This is a genomic window from Actinacidiphila cocklensis (assembly GCF_907177275.1).
GTDB lineage: Bacteria > Actinomycetota > Actinomycetes > Streptomycetales > Streptomycetaceae > Actinacidiphila > Actinacidiphila cocklensis.
In genome coordinates this window covers 1-15,569 of record NZ_CAJSLV010000118.1, presented here as the reverse complement: position 1 = coordinate 15,569, position 15,569 = coordinate 1, and the positions used below count along the sequence as shown (strand labels likewise).

Annotated in this window: 13 protein-coding genes; 3 read left to right on the top strand and 10 right to left on the bottom strand. The window is 72.8% G+C overall.

Features of this window, described 5'->3' with window-relative positions; all coding sequences use genetic code 11:
• The 4 genes from NFU81_RS39040 to NFU81_RS39025 all read right to left on the bottom strand — a co-directional run.
• On the bottom strand, positions 1–1,615 hold a 1,615-nt coding region (locus NFU81_RS39040), incomplete at its 3' end, for an ATP-binding protein (RefSeq protein WP_251501584.1).
• Between the two features lie 57 nt (positions 1,616–1,672).
• Positions 1,673–2,674 (bottom strand): class I SAM-dependent methyltransferase, encoded by a 1,002-nt coding sequence (locus tag NFU81_RS39035; protein ID WP_251501583.1) that lies wholly within the window; start codon positions 2,672–2,674, stop codon positions 1,673–1,675.
• Positions 2,671–3,870 (bottom strand): DegT/DnrJ/EryC1/StrS family aminotransferase, encoded by a 1,200-nt coding sequence (locus NFU81_RS39030; protein ID WP_251501581.1) that lies wholly within the window; start codon positions 3,868–3,870, stop codon positions 2,671–2,673. The genes NFU81_RS39035 and NFU81_RS39030 overlap by 4 nt, the downstream gene beginning before the upstream one ends.
• 123 nt (positions 3,871–3,993) lie before the next feature.
• On the bottom strand, positions 3,994–5,097 hold the full coding sequence (locus tag NFU81_RS39025; protein WP_251501580.1) for a type III polyketide synthase: 1,104 nt from the start codon (positions 5,095–5,097) through the stop codon (positions 3,994–3,996).
• Between the two features lie 356 nt (positions 5,098–5,453).
• Here NFU81_RS39025 and ispH point away from each other — a divergent pair, with 356 nt between their 5' ends.
• A complete protein-coding gene (ispH, locus tag NFU81_RS39020; protein ID WP_251501578.1) occupies positions 5,454–7,472 on the top strand; it encodes a 4-hydroxy-3-methylbut-2-enyl diphosphate reductase in 2,019 nt (672 codons plus the stop codon).
• A 72-nt stretch (positions 7,473–7,544) separates the two neighbouring features.
• A complete protein-coding gene (gene ispG, locus NFU81_RS39015; RefSeq protein ID WP_251501576.1) occupies positions 7,545–8,702 on the top strand; it encodes a flavodoxin-dependent (E)-4-hydroxy-3-methylbut-2-enyl-diphosphate synthase in 1,158 nt (385 codons plus the stop codon).
• Between the two features lie 57 nt (positions 8,703–8,759).
• Here the strand turns inward: ispG and NFU81_RS39010 are convergent, their stop codons facing one another.
• Positions 8,760–10,148, bottom strand: coding sequence for an alkaline phosphatase family protein (locus tag NFU81_RS39010; RefSeq protein WP_274038044.1), 1,389 nt, complete (start codon positions 10,146–10,148; stop codon positions 8,760–8,762).
• A gap of 143 nt (positions 10,149–10,291) precedes the next feature.
• Here NFU81_RS39010 and NFU81_RS39005 point away from each other — a divergent pair, with 143 nt between their 5' ends.
• A complete protein-coding gene (locus NFU81_RS39005) occupies positions 10,292–11,452 on the top strand; it encodes an RNA-guided endonuclease InsQ/TnpB family protein (protein ID WP_251501574.1) in 1,161 nt (386 codons plus the stop codon).
• A 98-nt stretch (positions 11,453–11,550) separates the two neighbouring features.
• On the opposite strand, the gene eboE is transcribed toward NFU81_RS39005, so the two are convergent.
• The 5 genes from eboE to NFU81_RS38980 all read right to left on the bottom strand — a co-directional run.
• The gene (gene eboE, locus NFU81_RS39000) at positions 11,551–12,735 is read right to left on the bottom strand and encodes a metabolite traffic protein EboE (RefSeq protein ID WP_251501571.1); all 1,185 of its coding nucleotides are present in this window, start codon (positions 12,733–12,735) and stop codon (positions 11,551–11,553) included.
• Positions 12,735–13,586, bottom strand: a complete 852-nt coding sequence (locus NFU81_RS38995) for a TatD family hydrolase (protein ID WP_251501567.1) — start codon at positions 13,584–13,586, stop codon at positions 12,735–12,737. Before NFU81_RS38995 ends, eboE begins: the two co-directional genes overlap by 1 nt.
• On the bottom strand, positions 13,586–14,293 hold the full coding sequence (locus tag NFU81_RS38990) for an EboA domain-containing protein (RefSeq protein ID WP_251501563.1): 708 nt from the start codon (positions 14,291–14,293) through the stop codon (positions 13,586–13,588). The genes NFU81_RS38995 and NFU81_RS38990 overlap by 1 nt, the downstream gene beginning before the upstream one ends.
• On the bottom strand, positions 14,290–15,165 hold the full coding sequence (locus tag NFU81_RS38985; RefSeq protein WP_251501560.1) for a sugar phosphate isomerase/epimerase family protein: 876 nt from the start codon (positions 15,163–15,165) through the stop codon (positions 14,290–14,292). Before NFU81_RS38985 ends, NFU81_RS38990 begins: the two co-directional genes overlap by 4 nt.
• Positions 15,162–15,569 (bottom strand): UbiA prenyltransferase family protein (locus NFU81_RS38980; RefSeq protein WP_479688512.1); only part of this gene is annotated, 408 nt, incomplete at its 5' end. The genes NFU81_RS38980 and NFU81_RS38985, both read right to left, overlap by 4 nt.

Sequence of the window (15,569 nt, the reverse complement as noted above, 5' to 3'; positions counted from 1 at the left end):
GCGCGGAGCCGGGGGCCGCCGCGCGCGCCTCCTCGAAGCGCCGCCGTGCCCGCTCCGGCTCCCCCGCCGCGTAGGCCTCCTCACCGAGCAGCGCGAGGCAGCGCCGGGCGCCCTGCTCGTCCCGGGCCGCCCGGTGGGCGTCGTGGGCGCGGGTGAGGTGGTCGCGGGCGGCCGGGGCGCCCAGCCGCAGCGCGAGGTCGCCCGCGGCCTCCCAGGTGCGGGCCTGCAGCCTGAGGTCGTCGGCGGGGACCGCCCGCAGCGCCTCCTCGGTCAGCACCAGGCACTGCATGGCCTGCGCCGGGGCCGCGGACTGCCCGCGCAGGGCGTGCGCGATGGCGGCCATGGCCCGGCCGTCGCCCGCCTCCCGCCAGTGGTCGAAGGCGGCGAGCAGGTCGGCCCGGGTCTCGGGTCCGGGAGCCGGGCGGCCCCGGGCCGCCCCGGCGTCCGCGGCGCCCCTGAAGTGCTCGGCGTGCGCGCGCCGCAGCGCGGGATGGACCGGCAGCCGGGCCAGCAGGCCGGCGGCGGCCAGCCGCAGCGCGTGCGGGATGCTGAACCGCAGTTCTCCGTCGTGCCGTTCGTCGGGGATCAGCACGCTCTTGTCGATGAGCCGCTCCATCGTGCGGTAGGCCGCGCCGTGCAGCCCGTCCAGGACGCCGACCGCCGCGCGCATGGTGAAAGGCCCCTGGAAGACGGCCAGGTGCACCAGTTGCGTCCGCTCCTCGGGGCGGAGCCTGGCCAGCACCCACGCCACCATGTCGCCGATGCTGGAGTGCCGCGAGTAGGGGTGGTGGTCGAGCCGGTGCAGGTCGCCGGGGTCGTTCTCGAAGCGCTCCAGGATCAGGTCGGGTTCGGCCAGCGTGATCTGGGCGGCGGCCAGTTCGATGGCCAGCGGCAGCCCGCCGGCCTGCCGGCACAGCGCCAGCACGTGGCGCGCGTTGTCCGCGGTCAGCGCGAACTCCGGCCGTACCGAACGCGCGCACTGCACGAACAGCTCCACCGCCGGTACGGCGGCGACGGCGGTCCGCTCGGCGTCCTCCGGGCCTGCGGTGGACAGCGGCCCGATCCGTACGACCCGCTCGCCGTACAGGCCGAGGCGGGCCGTGCCGACGCAGACGATGCGGACCTGCGGGCAGCAGCGGCGGAATTCGGCGAGCAGCGGCGCGAGGTCGTCGGCGACGTCCTCGTAGTGGTCGAACAGCAGGGTGTGCTTGCCCGCGGCGACGCGTTCGAGGGCCTTCCTGACCGCGGGCGAGCCCTCGTAGCACTGCTCTCTGAGCTGGCGCAGCATGAGGCCGGCCACCGAGGTGTCGGTCACCTGGGCGAAGTCGAAGACCTCGACGCCCCCGCCGGGGCCGCTGCCCCGATGCCGGAAGAACTCCATCACCAGCCGGCTCTTGCCCACCCCGGCGGGGCCGGTCACCGTGACCAGCCCCGCGTCGGGGGCGGCGGTCACGGCGGCCAGCCGCTCCAGGTCACGGGAGCGGCCGATCAGCTCCGTCGGGGTGGTGCCGATGTAGCCGGCGGGTGTGGTCATCCGGTTGAGCAGCAGGTCGCCGAGGCCGGAGGTGTTCTGGCTGGTGCTCGTACTCGTAGGAGCTGCGGCGGCTCCGGTCATGGCATCCCATGCCTCCACCAGTGATGCGTCGGACTCCCCACCCACACCGCGGCGCCGCTACCGGGCGAAGACCAGGGTCGTCGGCGACAGCGTGGTCTGGAAGGTGATGTCGTCGTAGCCGGTCTTGCTGAGCCACCCGTGGTAGTCGGCCCGCCGCCAGGTGCTGCCGTGCCGGCTCTTGAGCAGCATCTCGGAGGCGAAGGTCAGCGGGTAGTGCGGTCCGCTGCGGTCGTCGTCCACGACGTAGTCGGAGACGACCAGGGTGCCGCCGGGCTTCAGGACGCTCCGCACCCGGGAGAAGAGCGCCATGTTGTCGTCCGGCCCCTCCTGGTGCGCGATGTTGGAGTAGACGACGATGTCGTACGACCCGGGGGCACCGAGTTCCGTGGTGTGGAAGTCGCCGTCGACGTAGGTGACGCGGTCGCCCACGCCCCGCTCGGCGAGCAGCCGGCGGGCGATCGCGTTGATCGGCGCCCAGTCGAGCTGGGTGGCGCGGGCGGCGGGGTTGCGCTCCAGCCAGGTGCCCGAGTAGATGCCGGAGCCGCCGCCGATGTCGAGGATCGAGATCGCGCCGGCGTCGGCGATCTTCAGGGTGTCGGCGGCGGTGCGCGCCACGGGGACGGACTGGGCGGCGAGGGCCTGGACCAGCTCCTCCCAGTGCGGGTTGTCGGCGACCTCGACGACCGCGTCGGAGATCGGGCCGCCGACGCGGACGACCTCGGGCAGGTCGGTGAGCGAGGCCATGTGGCCGGCCTTGAGCTTGGCGAAGCCGGTCAGGCAGTCGGGGCTGCCCTCCACCAGGAAGGCGGAGGCCTCGGCGGAGTTGCGGTAGCCGCCGCCGTGCTGCTCCACCAGGCCGAGGCTGACCAGGCCGTCCAGCAGGGCCTGCGCGCCGCGCTGGGAGATCGCGGCGCGGTCGGCCAGCTGCTCGGCGTTCGTGGCGCCGTTCTCCAGGTGGGTGAAGACGGAGTGGCTCGACGCCGCTCCGACGATGCCGGTGGCCCAGTAGCCGGTGATGAGCCGCATGATCCGGTCCGACGTCGGCTGGCTGCTGGTCATGACGTACCTTCCTGGTTCTCGCGCGGGCTGGCGGTGGGGGTCTGCGGTGCGGCGGACGGCCGGTGCGTGCCCGCGTGGCTGCGCAGGGCGGCGCGCAGGGCGGTGGAGACGCGCTCCGCCTGGTCCAGGGTCAGCTCCGCGTGCATGGGGATGGCGAGTTGGCGGGCGAAGAGGTCCGCGGAGACCGGGCAGGTCTGCTTCGCCTCGTAGACCGGCTGGGTGTGGCTCGCCCAGGTGCCGTGCCCGCAGCCGATGCCCTGTGCCCGCAGCTCCGCCGCGACGGCGGCACGGTCCACCGTCGGGTCGAGGGCGACCAGGTAGGACTGCCAGGCGTGGGTGCGGTCGGCCGGGACGTGCGGCAGCGTCAGCAGTTCCTCGCCGCCGAGCAGTTCGGCGTAGCGTGCGGCGACCGCGTTGCGGCGGTCGAGCAGTTCCCCGATCCGGCCGAGCTGCACCTGGAGGATCGCGGCGGCGATGTCGGAGAGCTTGTAGTTGTAGCCGATCTCGGTGAACTCGGGGATCGGCAGCCCGATGGTCTGCGACTTGTCGAAGATGCTGCCGATGCCGAAGGACGACCGCAGCCGTACGTCGGCGCCGATCGCCGGGTCGGCGGCGAGCAGCGCGCCGCCCTCGCCGCTGGTGATGCCCTTGCGGCCGTGGAAGGACAGCGCGCCGATGGGTGCCAGCGCGCCGGCCGGGCGGCCGCGGTAGGTGGCGCCGACCGCGCACGCGGCGTCCTCGATGAGGAAGAGCCCGTGGCGGCCGGTGATCGCCTCCAGCTCCGCGTAGTCGGCGGGCAGGCCGACGGTGTCGACCGCGATCACGCCGACGGTCCGCGGGCCGATCAGGTCGGCCACCGCCTGCGGGTCGACGGTGCCGGTGTCGGGGCGCGCGTCGGCGAAGACCGGCACGGCCCCGACGTAGCGGGCGGCGTGGGCGGGGGCGGGGAAGGTGTAGTCGGCGACGATCACCTCGTCGCCCGGCCCCACCCCCAGCGCGAGCAGCGCCAGGTGCAGGGCCGCGGCGCAGTTGCTGAGCGTGACGGCGTCAGCGACGCCGTAGCGCTCGGCCAGCTCCTTCTCCAGCGCCTTGCCGCGCGGCCCCTGCCCGGCCGTCCACTCCGAGGCGAACACCTCCTCGACGGCGGCCAGTTCCTGCTTGCCCAAACTCGCGTGAACCAAGGGGATCGGGTCCAATGTGGCCACCTCCGGCGACACTTCTGGGGACCTGCGGCCCGCGTGCGGGCCTGCGGTCGGGACGAACCTGCGGCTTGCCGGGCGCGCGCCCGGCGGCGACCGGGTGCACGGTGTGCGCGAGTGTCACACCAGGGGGGTCGCGGAAGCGGCGATCGGCGTCGCCTGCCGGCTGCGCGGCACGTCGACGGCCCAGGTGCCCACCGCCATCTCGGCGGTGATGCCGGGGCCGAAGCCGGCCACGATCCCGGTGCCGCCCGGCAGCATCTCGTCCTCCTCGAACAGCCGGCGCAGCGCTTCGAGGACGACGGCGCTGGCGATGTTCCCGTACTCGCTCAGGGTGGACCAGCTGTGCCGGAACATGCTGCGGTCGACGTTGAGGTACTTGCACAGGTCGTCCAGGATGCGCGGGCCGCCGGCGTGGATGATGTAGAAGTCCAGGTTGGCGACGTTCCAGCCGTGGTCGGCCGCGAGCTGGCGCAGGATCGGGGCGAGCGGCTCCATGGTGCCGGGGACCCGGCGGTCCAGCTGGAAGTGGAAGCCGGTGGAGCGCACCGCGTAGGAGATCCAGTCCTCGGTGTTGGGGATGAGGTAGGACGCGTTGCGCTCCAGCCGCACGCCGGTGCCGCCGTTGCTCCTGACGACCGCGGCGGCCACAGCGTCGCCGAACAGGCCGTCGGACAGCAGCGATCCGACGTTGTCGTCGACCGGCTGATAGCACAGCGAGCACAGCTCGCAGGAGACGATCAGGACGTTGGAGTCCGGGTGCGCCTCGCAGAAGTCGAAGGCGCGGTTGATCGCGGCGCCGCCCGCGGCGCAGCCCAGCTGGGCGATGGGGATCTGCCGGGTGTCGTACCGGAAGCCCATCGTGTTGATCAGCCAGGCGGTCAGCGACGGCATCATGAAGCCGGTGCAGGACACGTAGATGATGGCGTCGATGTCCTGCGCCGTCACGCCGGCGTTCGCCAGGGCGGTCTCGATGACCTCAGGGCACCTCTTCTTGGACTCCAGTTCGTAGACGCGGTTGCGCTCCTCGAAGCCCGGGTGGAGAAGTGTCTTCTCGATGGGCTGGACGATATGCCGCTTCGTGACCCCGGTCTTCTGGATCAGACGAAGCGCCAACGGAAGCTGTGGCTTTCCCTTGTGCACCTTCTTGGCGAATTCAAGGGTGTCTTCCATGGTGATGACGTATTCCGGCACGCTCACCGCTGGCTTGCACAGAGTTGCCATACCTGGCATCCACCTTCTGTGGGTCGAGATTTCCCCGAAGTCTCCGAACGCAGTACGCCATATCGTTGCCCATTTAACTTGCGAACCACTTGGCGACGACTTGGCAGGGCGCGGAAAATACCCGTGTGATCATGTCAGCGCAGGTCACAGCCGCTTCGATTGACCTCACGCGTCTCGCGTCACCCTCCTGACGGCCCGTCAAGAGCGCGTGTCGCCAAGCCACCGCCAACTCACGGGACAGTCGTGGAAGCCCGGCGTCACCGGGGCTTTGCCGGCACGTCATTGAGACGGCGTGACAATAATCTGCCCCACCGGGTTCCTTGTGTTCGCCCCCGCGGTTCCGCACCCTTTTCCATATGGCTACCACACTGGAGAACACGCGGCAATCGGGCGGCAAGAAGGTCATTCTGGCGGAGCCGCGCGGCTTCTGCGCCGGTGTGCGCAGGGCCATCGAGATCGTGGAGCGCGCGCTGGAGCTGCACGGAGCTCCCGTCTACGTACGCAAGCAGATCGTGCACAACGAGCACGTGGTGCGCGAACTGGAGGAGCGCGGCGCCAGGTTCGTCGACTCCGAGACCGAGGTGCCGGACGGGGCGGTGTGCATCTTCTCCGCGCACGGCGTGTCCCCTCAGGTGCGCGACAACGCCGCCGAGCGCAACCTCACGGTGATCGACGCGACCTGCCCGCTGGTGGCCAAGGTCCACCAGGAGGCGCGCAGGTACGCGCGTGACGGGCGGACGCTGATCCTGGTCGGGCACGCCGACCACGAGGAGATCGAGGGCACCTTCGGCGAGGCGCCGGAGCGCACGGTCATCGTGCAGGACGCGGAGGAGGCCAGGCGGCTGGACCTGCCGGCGGACGCGAACGTCAGCTATCTCACCCAGACCACGCTGTCGCTCGACGACACCGAGGAGATCGTCTCCATCCTCCACGAGCGCTTCTCCCGGCTGACCGGTCCTGGGACCGACGACGTCTGCTACGCCAGCCAGAACCGGCAGAACTCGGTGAAGTCGATCGCCGCCCGCAGCGACCTGGTGCTGGTGGTCGGTTCGGCCAACTCCAGCAACACGGTGCGGATGGTGGAGGTCTCGGAGGACGCCGGCACCCGGGCGTACCTGCTGCCCGACGCCGGGCACCTGGACCCGCAGTGGCTGGCCGGCGTCGGCACCGTGGGGCTGAGCGCGGGCGCCAGCGCGCCCGAGCTGCTGGTCGAGCAGGTCATCGAGCGGCTGGCCCAGCTGGGCTACGGCGACGTCGAGACCGAGGTCACCGCGGTCGAGACGGTGGTCTTCCGGCCGCCGCTGGGGCTGGAGCCGCCGTCGGCGCGGGGCGGCGACGACGACGCGTGCGCGGAGCTGCTCGACCGGGTCAGCGCCCGCATCGACGAGCTGCTCGACGCCGAGATCGCGCACTGGGGCGCGGTCGACGCGCGGGCCGCGGTGCCGGTCGAGGCGGTCAGGGAGCTGGTCGCGGCGGGCGGCAAGCGGCTGCGCCCCACCTTCTGCATCAGCGGCTACCTGGCGGCCGGCGGCACCCTGGAGGACGCCGAGGGCGCGGACGCGGTCGTCGCCGCGGCGGCGGGCCTGGAACTGCTGCACGCCCACGCGCTCATCCACGACGACGTGCTGGACAACTCCCCCACCCGGCGCGGCGAGCCGACGGTGCACGCCCGGCACGCCGGCCTGCACGCGGAGTCGGGCTGGGCCGGGGAGGCGCGCCGGTACGGCGAGGGCGTCGCCATCCTGGCCGGCGACCTGGCGTTCGGCTACGCCCACCGGCTGGCCGGCGGCCTGCCCGCGCACGCCAGGGCGATCTGGATGCACCTGGGCACCGAGATGCTGGTCGGCCAGCACCTGGACATCGCGCTGGCGGCCGAGGCCGTCCCGGACGCGGACCTGGCGCGCTGGATCGCGGTCGGCAAGTCCGGCCGCTACACCATCCAGCGCCCCCTCTCGCTCGGCGCGGCCCTGGCCGGGCGGCCCGACCTGCAGGCGGCCTTCGAGGCGTACGGGCTGGCGGCCGGCGAGGCCTTCCAGCTGCGCGACGACCTGCTCGACGCGTTCGGCGACTCCGAGGCGACCGGCAAGCCGGCCGGCCTGGACGTCAGCGAGCACAAGATGAACCTGCTGCTGGCACTCGCGGCGACCGAGGACGCCGAGGTGGCCCGGCTGCTGGAGCAGGGCGGCAACGGCGACTTCGACCCGGCGGGGCTGCGCGCGGCGCTGCTGGCCTCCGGGGTGCGCGAGGAGATCGAGAAGCGGATCGACGAGCTGGTGACGACCGCCCGTACGGCACTGGACGCGGCACCGCTGGCCGGCGGCTGGCGGGAGCGGCTGGGCGAGATGGCGACGCAGGTCGCCTACCGGGACCGCTGACGGCCCACCGGGAACGGGCGGGGCACCCGATGTGGCCGGCCCGGTACGACCGAACGGAGAGGATGATCACAGATGGTGGATCTCGGCATACCGCAGGTACCGCTCACCCTCGGCCCGCGCAGGGTGAGCCGGCAGCTGAAGCTGGGCCACGACGACCGGGCCGTGCTGGTGGGCGGCGGGGCGCCGGTGAGTGTGCAGTCGATGACCACGACGGTGACCGCGGACGTGAACGCCACGCTCCAGCAGATCGCCGAACTGACCGCGTCCGGCTGCCAGATCGTACGGGTGGCGGTGCCGTCCGCGGATGACGCGGAAGCGCTGCCGCAGATCGCCCGCAAGTCGCAGATCCCGGTGATCGCCGACATCCACTTCCAGCCGCGGTACGTCTTCGCGGCGATCGACGCGGGGTGTGCGGCGGTCCGGGTCAACCCGGGCAACATCAAGGAGTTCGACGACAAGGTCGCCGAGATCGCGAAGGCCGCGGCCGACGCGCAGGTGCCGATCAGGATCGGCGTCAACGCCGGTTCACTGGACAAGCGGCTGCTGGCCAAGCACGGCAGCGCGACGCCCGACGCGCTGGTGGAGTCGGCGCTGTGGGAGTGCTCGCTGTTCGAGGAGCACGGCTTCCAGGACCTGAAGATCTCGGTGAAGCACCACGACCCGGTGGTGATGGTCTCGGCGTACCGCAAGCTCGCGGCGGCCTGCGACTACCCGCTGCACCTGGGGGTGACCGAGGCCGGGCCGTTCTTCCAGGGGACGGTGAAGTCGTCGGTGGCCTTCGGGGTGCTGCTGGCCGAGGGCATCGGCGACACCATCCGGGTGTCGCTGTCGGCGCCGCCCGCCGAGGAGGCCAAGGTCGGCATCGCGATCCTGGAGTCGCTCGGGCTGCGGCAGCGCCGCCTGGAGATCGTCTCCTGCCCGTCCTGCGGCCGTGCCCAGGTGGACGTCTACAAGCTGGCCGAGGAGGTCACCGCGGGCCTGGACGGGCTCGAAGTGCCGCTGCGGGTCGCGGTGATGGGCTGCGTCGTCAACGGTCCCGGCGAGGCCCGCGAGGCCGACCTCGGGGTGGCGTCCGGCAACGGCAAGGGGCAGATCTTCGTCAAGGGCAAGATCGTCAAGACCGTCCCCGAGTCGAAGATCGTGGAGACGCTGATCGACGAGGCGATGCGGCTGGCCGAGGAGGCCGGCGAGGAGGGCGAGACCGGCAAGCCGGTGGTCGTCACCGCCTGAGCCGGGAAACGCCGGCGCCCCGGGACCACCGGGGCGCCGGCGCCCGGGGCAATACAGCTAGCGGGCGGCGAGGTCCAGCAGGAGTTGCTTGACCTCGGTCGCCTCGTACTGCTCGCGGGCGCCGTACGGCTGCGAGCAGAGCAGGACCGGGCCGTCCTGCGGGTCGTCGGGCAGCCGGCCGTGGCTGCCGCGGACGGCGGCGGCGCCCGCGTCCAGGCCGATCGCGCTCATCAGGTAGCGCATGCCGAGCTTCTTGCGGGCCAGCGCGACGCCCGCCCTGCGCTTGGCCGCGGCCGGCGCCGCCGGGTCGAAGAACAGCTCGGCGGGGTCGTAGCCGGGTTTGCGGTGGATCTCCACCAGCCGGGCGAAGTCCGGTGCGCGGGCGTCGTCCAGCCAGTAGTAGTACGTGAACCAGGCGTCGGCCTCGGCGACCAGCACGAGGTCGCCGGCCCGCGGGTGGTCCAGGCCGTACGCCGCCTTCTCCTGCTCGCCGAGCACCTCGGCGACCCCGGGCAGCTCGGCGCACAGCTTGCGCACCAGCGGCAGGTCGGCCGGGTCGTCGACGTAGACGTGCGCGACCTGGTGGTCGGCGACGGCGAAGGCGCGGGACGTCCACGGGTCCAGGTACTCCATGCCGGCCTGGGTGTGGACGCGCAGCAGGTTCTCCCTGCGCAGCAGCCGGTTGACGTCGACCGGGCGCCTGGCCTGCGTGATGCCGTACTCCGACAGCGCCACGACGGTCGCGCCGCGCTCGCGCGCCACGTCCAGCAGCGGGCCGAGCACCGCGTCCAGCTCCGCCGCGGCGGCTGCCGCCTGCGGACCCGAGGGGCCGAACCGCTGCAGGTCGTAGTCGAGGTGCGGGACGTACACCAGCGTCAGGTCGGGGTCGTGCCGGGCCATGATCTGCTGTGCGGCGCCGCAGATCCACGCCGACGACGGCAGCCCTGCGGTGGGTCCCCAGTAGGTGAACAGCGGGAAGGTGCCCAGTGCCGCGGTGAGTTCGTCGTGCAGCTCGGGCGGGTCGGTGTAGCAGTCGGGTTCCTTGCGGCCGTCGGCGTAGTAGATCGGGCGCGGGGTCACCGTCCAGTCGGTGTCGGCGCCCATCGCGTACCACCAGCAGATGTTGGCGACGGTGTAGCCGGGGTGCTCGCGGCGGGCCGCGTCCCACAGCTTGTCGCCGCCCATGAGGCCGTTGTGCTGCCGCCACAGCAGGACTTCGCCGAGGTCGCGGAAGTACCAGCCGTTGCCGACGATGCCGTGCTCGCTCGGCGGGGCGCCGGTGAGCAGGGTGGCCTGCACCGAGCAGGTGACGGCGGGCAGCACCGGGGTGAGCCCGGACTGCCAGCCGGTGTCGGCGATCGAGGCGAGGCGCGGCATGTGCCGCAGCAGCCGGGGGGTCAGCCCGACGATGTCGAGGACGACGAGCGGGGTCGGCGGTCGGTTCACCTGGTTTCTCCTAGGAAGCCCCGGCCTTCAGGCCGGGGAGGAATGGGTCCTTGGGGCGGAGCCGCGTAGCGGTGGAGTTCTCTGCGCATCCGGTGTGACCTGTGCTTTCGGGTGTTGTCAGTGGCCGGGGTTAGGTTGGTGGGGTGAAGATCGTGGTACGGGTGAAGCCGTTGCCGTCGCCTGAGGTGGGGGCGGCTTTGGCCGCGACCCTTGCTGCGTGCAACAAGGCGGCGGACGCGGTATCGGTGGTGGCGCACGAGTCGGGCACCAGGTCCCGTAACGAGTTGCAGAAGCTGGTCTACACGCGGGTCAAGGCCGAGTTCGGGCTGGCGGCGCAGCCCGTGGTGCGTACGGTGAAGAAGGTTGTGGACGCCTACGCGACACTTCGGGCGAACGTCCGGGCGGGGAATCTCGGCCCCGAGGGGTCGAAGCGCCGCAGGCGGGCGGAGTCGAAGCCGATCGGGTTCCGGCCTGGTGCGGCTCAGCCGTATGACGACCGGATTCTGTCGTGGCAGCACGATGCGCGGACGGTATCCGTCTGGACCACCGCCGGGCGGATCAAGGGCATTGCGTTCGCAGGGCATCCGGATCATCTTGCGGTGCTGGCGAAGTACCGGCGGGGTGAGTCGGATCTGGTCCACCGGGACGGCATGTGGTTCCTGATCGCCACCTGCGAGGTCCCGGAAAACGCGCTGAACACGTGCCCGGTGGACTGGATCGGGGTGGACCGTGGCATCGTGAACCTGGCGACCACCTCCGACGGGGACAACTATCAGGGCCGCAGGCTTGGCCGGTACCGGCGTTGGCACGCCCGTAAACGTGCGGAGTTGCAGGCGAAGGGGACCCGCAGCGCGAATCGCCGCGCCAAGCGGCGGGCGAAGAGGGAAGCGCGGCACGCCGCGCACATCAATCACAAGATCAGCAAGGAGATCGTGGCCGTTGCGCAACGCACCGGTCGTGGTGTTGCCCTGGAGGATCTGGGTGGCATTCGTGACCGGGTACGGCCTTCCCGCGACCAGCGGGCCACGTTCTCGTCCTGGCCGTTCCACCAGCTCGAAGAGCACCTGCGGTACAAGGCCTGCAGGGCAGGGGTACCGGTGATCGCGGTGGACGCCCGTTACACCTCGCAGATGTGTCCCCGGTGCGGTCACACGGCGAGGAACAATCGTCCCACCCGGGACCATTTCTGCTGTCGTCGGTGCGGCCTCGCTGGGCCGGCCGACCACGTCGCCGGGGTCAACGTACGCAACCGCGCACGCTCGGCGTGGGTTCTTGTCAACGGACCCGTACCACAAAGGGATTGACCTCCCCGGCTGGTGGATGCGACCTGTGACCGCCCCCTCGTAGCGGGCAGTCAGGAGCGCGACAAGGCGTAAAGAACCGAGCCGACAAGCTCGGTCCTTTAGGGCCGAGAAGTTGACCTGGTCATCTCCCTCACGGGTTGGTCGCGCAGGCCCAGGGCGAGCAGTTCGCCGCGGGTGAAGGCGAGTTCGGCGGCGATGCCCTCGGCGAGCCGGTCGGGTCCCGAGGGGCGCTGGCCGGGCGGCAGCACGTTCCAGGTGTACGTCTCCACCTCCAGGTGGTCGCACACGGCCCGCTCGCCGCCGACGAGTTCGGCCAGCGCGGTGCGCAGCAGGCCGACGGTGGAGCGCAGCGGCGGCTGCGGGTCGGCGTGCAGCGGCACGTGGTAGTGGACCCGCCACGGCCCCGGCAGCCCCGCGTCGAGCGCTTCGCCGAGGTCGTCGGCGGCGGGTCCTGCCGCCGATCGGGTCTGGTGCAGGAAGCGCGGCTCGGCGTACGAGCGCAGCGCCGCCGCGGTGACCGGGTCCTGCGGGTCCTCGGCCTGCAGCGCCGCGGACACCTGCACCTTGACCACCGGCAGGTCGGCCGCCGCCAGCCGGGCGAGCGCCGCGGCGGGCTCCTCCCAGGCGCAGGCCAGATGGGCCAGGTCCAGGCACACCCCGAGGTAGCGGGTGTCGACGCCGGCCAGCTCCGCCGCGGCCTGCCCGGTGGTCTCCATGACGCAGCCGGGCTCCGCCTCGAAGCCGACCCGGACCAGCCGGCCGGTGCGGGCGTGCACGGCGGCGAGCCTGTCGGCCAGTTCGGCGAGCCGCCCGCGCGCGGCGGCCCGGTCCGCGGCCGTCCAGGGGGTGCGCCAGGCCAGCGGCAGGGTGGACACCGAGCCGCGGGCGGCGTCGTCGGGGAGCAGCCCGGCGAGCACCAGGGCCAGGTCGGCGGTGTAGTCCATGCGCGCCTCGGTCAGCCAGTCGGGCCGGTAGACGGCGTGCTTGACGACCGGGGCGTGGAAGGCGCCGTAGGGGAAGCCGTTGAGGGTGACGACATCGAGGCCGCGCACGTCCAGGTCGTGCCGCAGCTGCTCCACCGCCCCGGGGTCCGCGGCCAGTTGGGCGGCGACCGGGGCGGCGAGCCACAGCCCGACGCCGAGCCGGTCGGTGCCCAGCGCCCTTCTGGCGGTGACCGCGTAGGTGTCCAGCTGGCCGACGATCTCGGGCAGGTCCTCACCGGCGTGGACGTTGGTGCAGTAGCCGAGGTGGACGGTCTGCCCGTCGCGGTGCCGCAGCCGCATCAGTTGCCCCCGCGGGCCAGCGAGTTGCCGGCGAACGCGGCGTCCTGCCCGTCGGTCGGCGACAGGTCGAGCCGCCCGGACTGCCCGTAGAACTCGACGGGGTTGCGCCACAGCACCCGGTCCACCTCGTCGTCGGTGAAGCCGGCCGCCAGCATGGCCTGCCCGGTGGCCAGGGTGAGCAGCGGGTCGCTGCGGCCCCAGTCGGCTGCGGAGTTGACGAGCATCCGCTCGGGGCCGTACTCGCGCAGCACCGCGGCCATCCGGTCCGGCGACATCTTGGTGCCGGGGTAGATGGAGAAGCCCATCCAGCAGCCGCTGCCGGCGACCGAGCCGACCGTCACCTCGTTGAGGTGGTCCACGACGACCATGCCGGGGGCGATGCCGGACTCCTTGACCACGTCCAGGGTGCGCAGGGTGCCGCGCTGCTTGTCGCGGTGCGGGGTGTGGACCAGCGCGGGCAGCTCGTGGGCGACGGCCATGGCGAGCTGGGCGGCGAAGACCTCGTCCTCCTCGGGGGTCATCGAGTCGTAGCCCAGTTCGCCGACCGCGACGACCCCGTCCTTGGCGAGGTAGCGGGGCAGCAGGCCGAGCACCTCGCGGCAGCGCGGGTCGTTGGCCTCCTTGGGGTTCAGGCCGATGGTGCAGTGGTGGCGGATGCCGAACTGGGCGGCGCGGAAGGGCTCCCAGCCGATCAGCGCGTCGAAGTAGTCGGTGAAGGAGCCGGCGTTGGTGCGCGGCTGGCCGAGCCAGAACGCCGGCTCGACGAGCGCCCGTACGCCGGCGGCCGCCATGCGCTCGTAGTCGTCGGTGGTCCGTGAGGTCATGTGGATGTGCGGGTCGAAGATGCGCATCAGCCTGCCTTCCCCTCGCGTTCGTCCGTGCGGTCCGCCGTGCCGTCGCCGCCGGCGGGCGGCAGGTCGCCGATCAGCGCCAGCAGGATGCCGGCGTCCGCGGGGATGGTGCGGCCCGCGGCCCGCCGCTCGTCGGCCAGGTCGCCGAGCATGCGCCCCAGTTCGCCGTCGGCCCGGCGGTCCAGGTCGGCCACGGCGGTCAGCGGGATCTCCATGAAGACGCACTTGAGCACGGCCTGCCGCCACATCCGGTCGTCCAGGTGGCGGGCGTAGGGGCCGACGGCGGCGGCGACCAGCCGGGTGTCGTTGGTGCGCAGCGCGTCGTGCAGGATGTCCACCCCCGCGGACCCGAGGTCCAGCAGCGGCAGCGCGCGCAGCACCGCCCGCTTCTCGTCGGCGCTGCCGTACCGGTAGAGCGCGTCGACCTGCCCGGCCAGCGCGGTGCCGTGCAGCGGCAGCGCGGTGAGCAGCAGGACGCGGGCCGCGTCGTCCACCGTCCAGCCCACCGGGTCGGGCGCGGCGTCGGGTCCCGCGTCCCGGCCGAGGGCCTCGTCGGGCAGCGGGCCGCGGCCGCAGCGGCGGCCTGCCGCGGGGAAGAGGGCGGCGACCGCGTCGGGGTCGCGCGCCACCCGGTCCACCGCGTCCGCGAGCCAGTCCGGGTCGGCGACCCGGCCTTCGAGTACGTCTGCGAGCTGTCCGCCGGTCACTGCGGGACCTCCTTGGCTTCGCGTGGTCCGCCCGCCCGGGCCGCGGCGAGCGCGTCGGTGAGGAACGCCAGCGACGCGCGGGCGACGCCGGGGGCGGCGTGGGAGTGCCGCGGCAGCTCCACGGCGGTGAGCCCGCTGTATCCGGTGGCGTCCAGGGCGCGCAGCGCGGCGGTGAAGTCGACCTCGCCGGTGCCGAATTCGAGGTGCTCGTGGACGTCCCTGCGCATGTCGTCGATCTGCACGTTGACCAGGTGCGGGCCTGCCTTGGCGACGCACTCCTCGACGGGCCACGGCTCGATGCAGCGGCAGTGCCCGATGTCGAGGGTGAGGCCGAAGCAGCCGGGGCCGCCGAGCCGGGCGTGCAGCGTGAACCAGTCGTCGAGGGTCTGCACGAGCATGCCGGGTTCGGGTTCGAAGCCCAACTGCACACCTGCGGCGTCCGCCTCGGCGGCGACCTCCGCGCAGCCCCGTACCAGCCGGTCCCACGCGGTGTCCTCGGGCACCGCGGCGGGGCGTATCCCGGCCCAGAAGGAGACGGCCTCCGCCCCCAGGTCGGCGCCGATGCGCACCGCCCGCCGCAGGAAGTCCAGGCGCAGCGCGGGCTCGTCGTCCAGCAGTGTCGGGGCGTGCTTGTGCCACGGGTCGAGCAGGTAGCGGGCGCCGGTCTCGATGACGACGGCGAGCCCGAGCCGGTCGAGCAGGGCCGCCAGGGCGTCGGTCCTGCGGGCCAGGTCGGGGCCGAACGGGTCGAGGTGGTCGTGGTCGAGGGTGAGGGCGACGCCCTCGTAGCCGAGGTCGGCGATGACGGCGAGCGCGTCCGTCAGGCGGTGGTTGGCGAAGCCGTTGGTGCCGTAGCCGAAGCGGACGGTCATGTCGGGGACATCCTTCTGGCCAGGACCCGGCCGAGCGGCGCGCAGGCGGCCACGGCGGCGGCGGGCAGCGGTCCTGCGGAGCGGGCGACGAGCGAGCCCTGCAGCGCGGGCAGTCCGGTGATCCCGGCGCCGACCGCGGCACGTATGCGGGCGGCGTCCGGGGTGGCCACCGCCCGGGCCTGCGGCGCCCCGTAGCCGGCGGCGTACCAGCCGGCCAGGCCCCGGGCCAGCCAGGTCCTGTCCTGCCGTGCGGGGGCCGCGGCCGGGATCTCGGCCGCGGCGAGCGCGACGCCCGCGGTGCCGGCCAGCGTCGCGGCGGGCAGCAGCCGGCGGTCGCCCCCGACCCCGCGGCGGGACAGCCCGGGCACCGGGGACGTGTGTGCCCCCAACGTCACCCCGGGCAC

What these genes read in the sequence shown, in the direction of transcription:
- NFU81_RS38995 (WP_251501567.1), bottom strand. Translation starts at nt 13,586, where the DNA reads ATGCGCATCTTCGACCCGCACATCCACATGACCTCACGGACCACCGAC.
- ispH (WP_251501578.1), top strand. Translation starts at nt 5,454, where the DNA reads ATGGCTACCACACTGGAGAACACGCGGCAATCGGGCGGCAAGAAGGTC.
- eboE (WP_251501571.1), bottom strand. Translation starts at nt 12,735, where the DNA reads ATGCGGCTGCGGCACCGCGACGGGCAGACCGTCCACCTCGGCTACTGC.
- NFU81_RS38985 (WP_251501560.1), bottom strand. Translation starts at nt 15,165, where the DNA reads ATGACCGTCCGCTTCGGCTACGGCACCAACGGCTTCGCCAACCACCGC.
- NFU81_RS39025 (WP_251501580.1), bottom strand. Translation starts at nt 5,097, where the DNA reads ATGGCAACTCTGTGCAAGCCAGCGGTGAGCGTGCCGGAATACGTCATC.
- NFU81_RS39035 (WP_251501583.1), bottom strand. Translation starts at nt 2,674, where the DNA reads ATGACCAGCAGCCAGCCGACGTCGGACCGGATCATGCGGCTCATCACC.
- ispG (WP_251501576.1), top strand. Translation starts at nt 7,545, where the DNA reads ATGGTGGATCTCGGCATACCGCAGGTACCGCTCACCCTCGGCCCGCGC.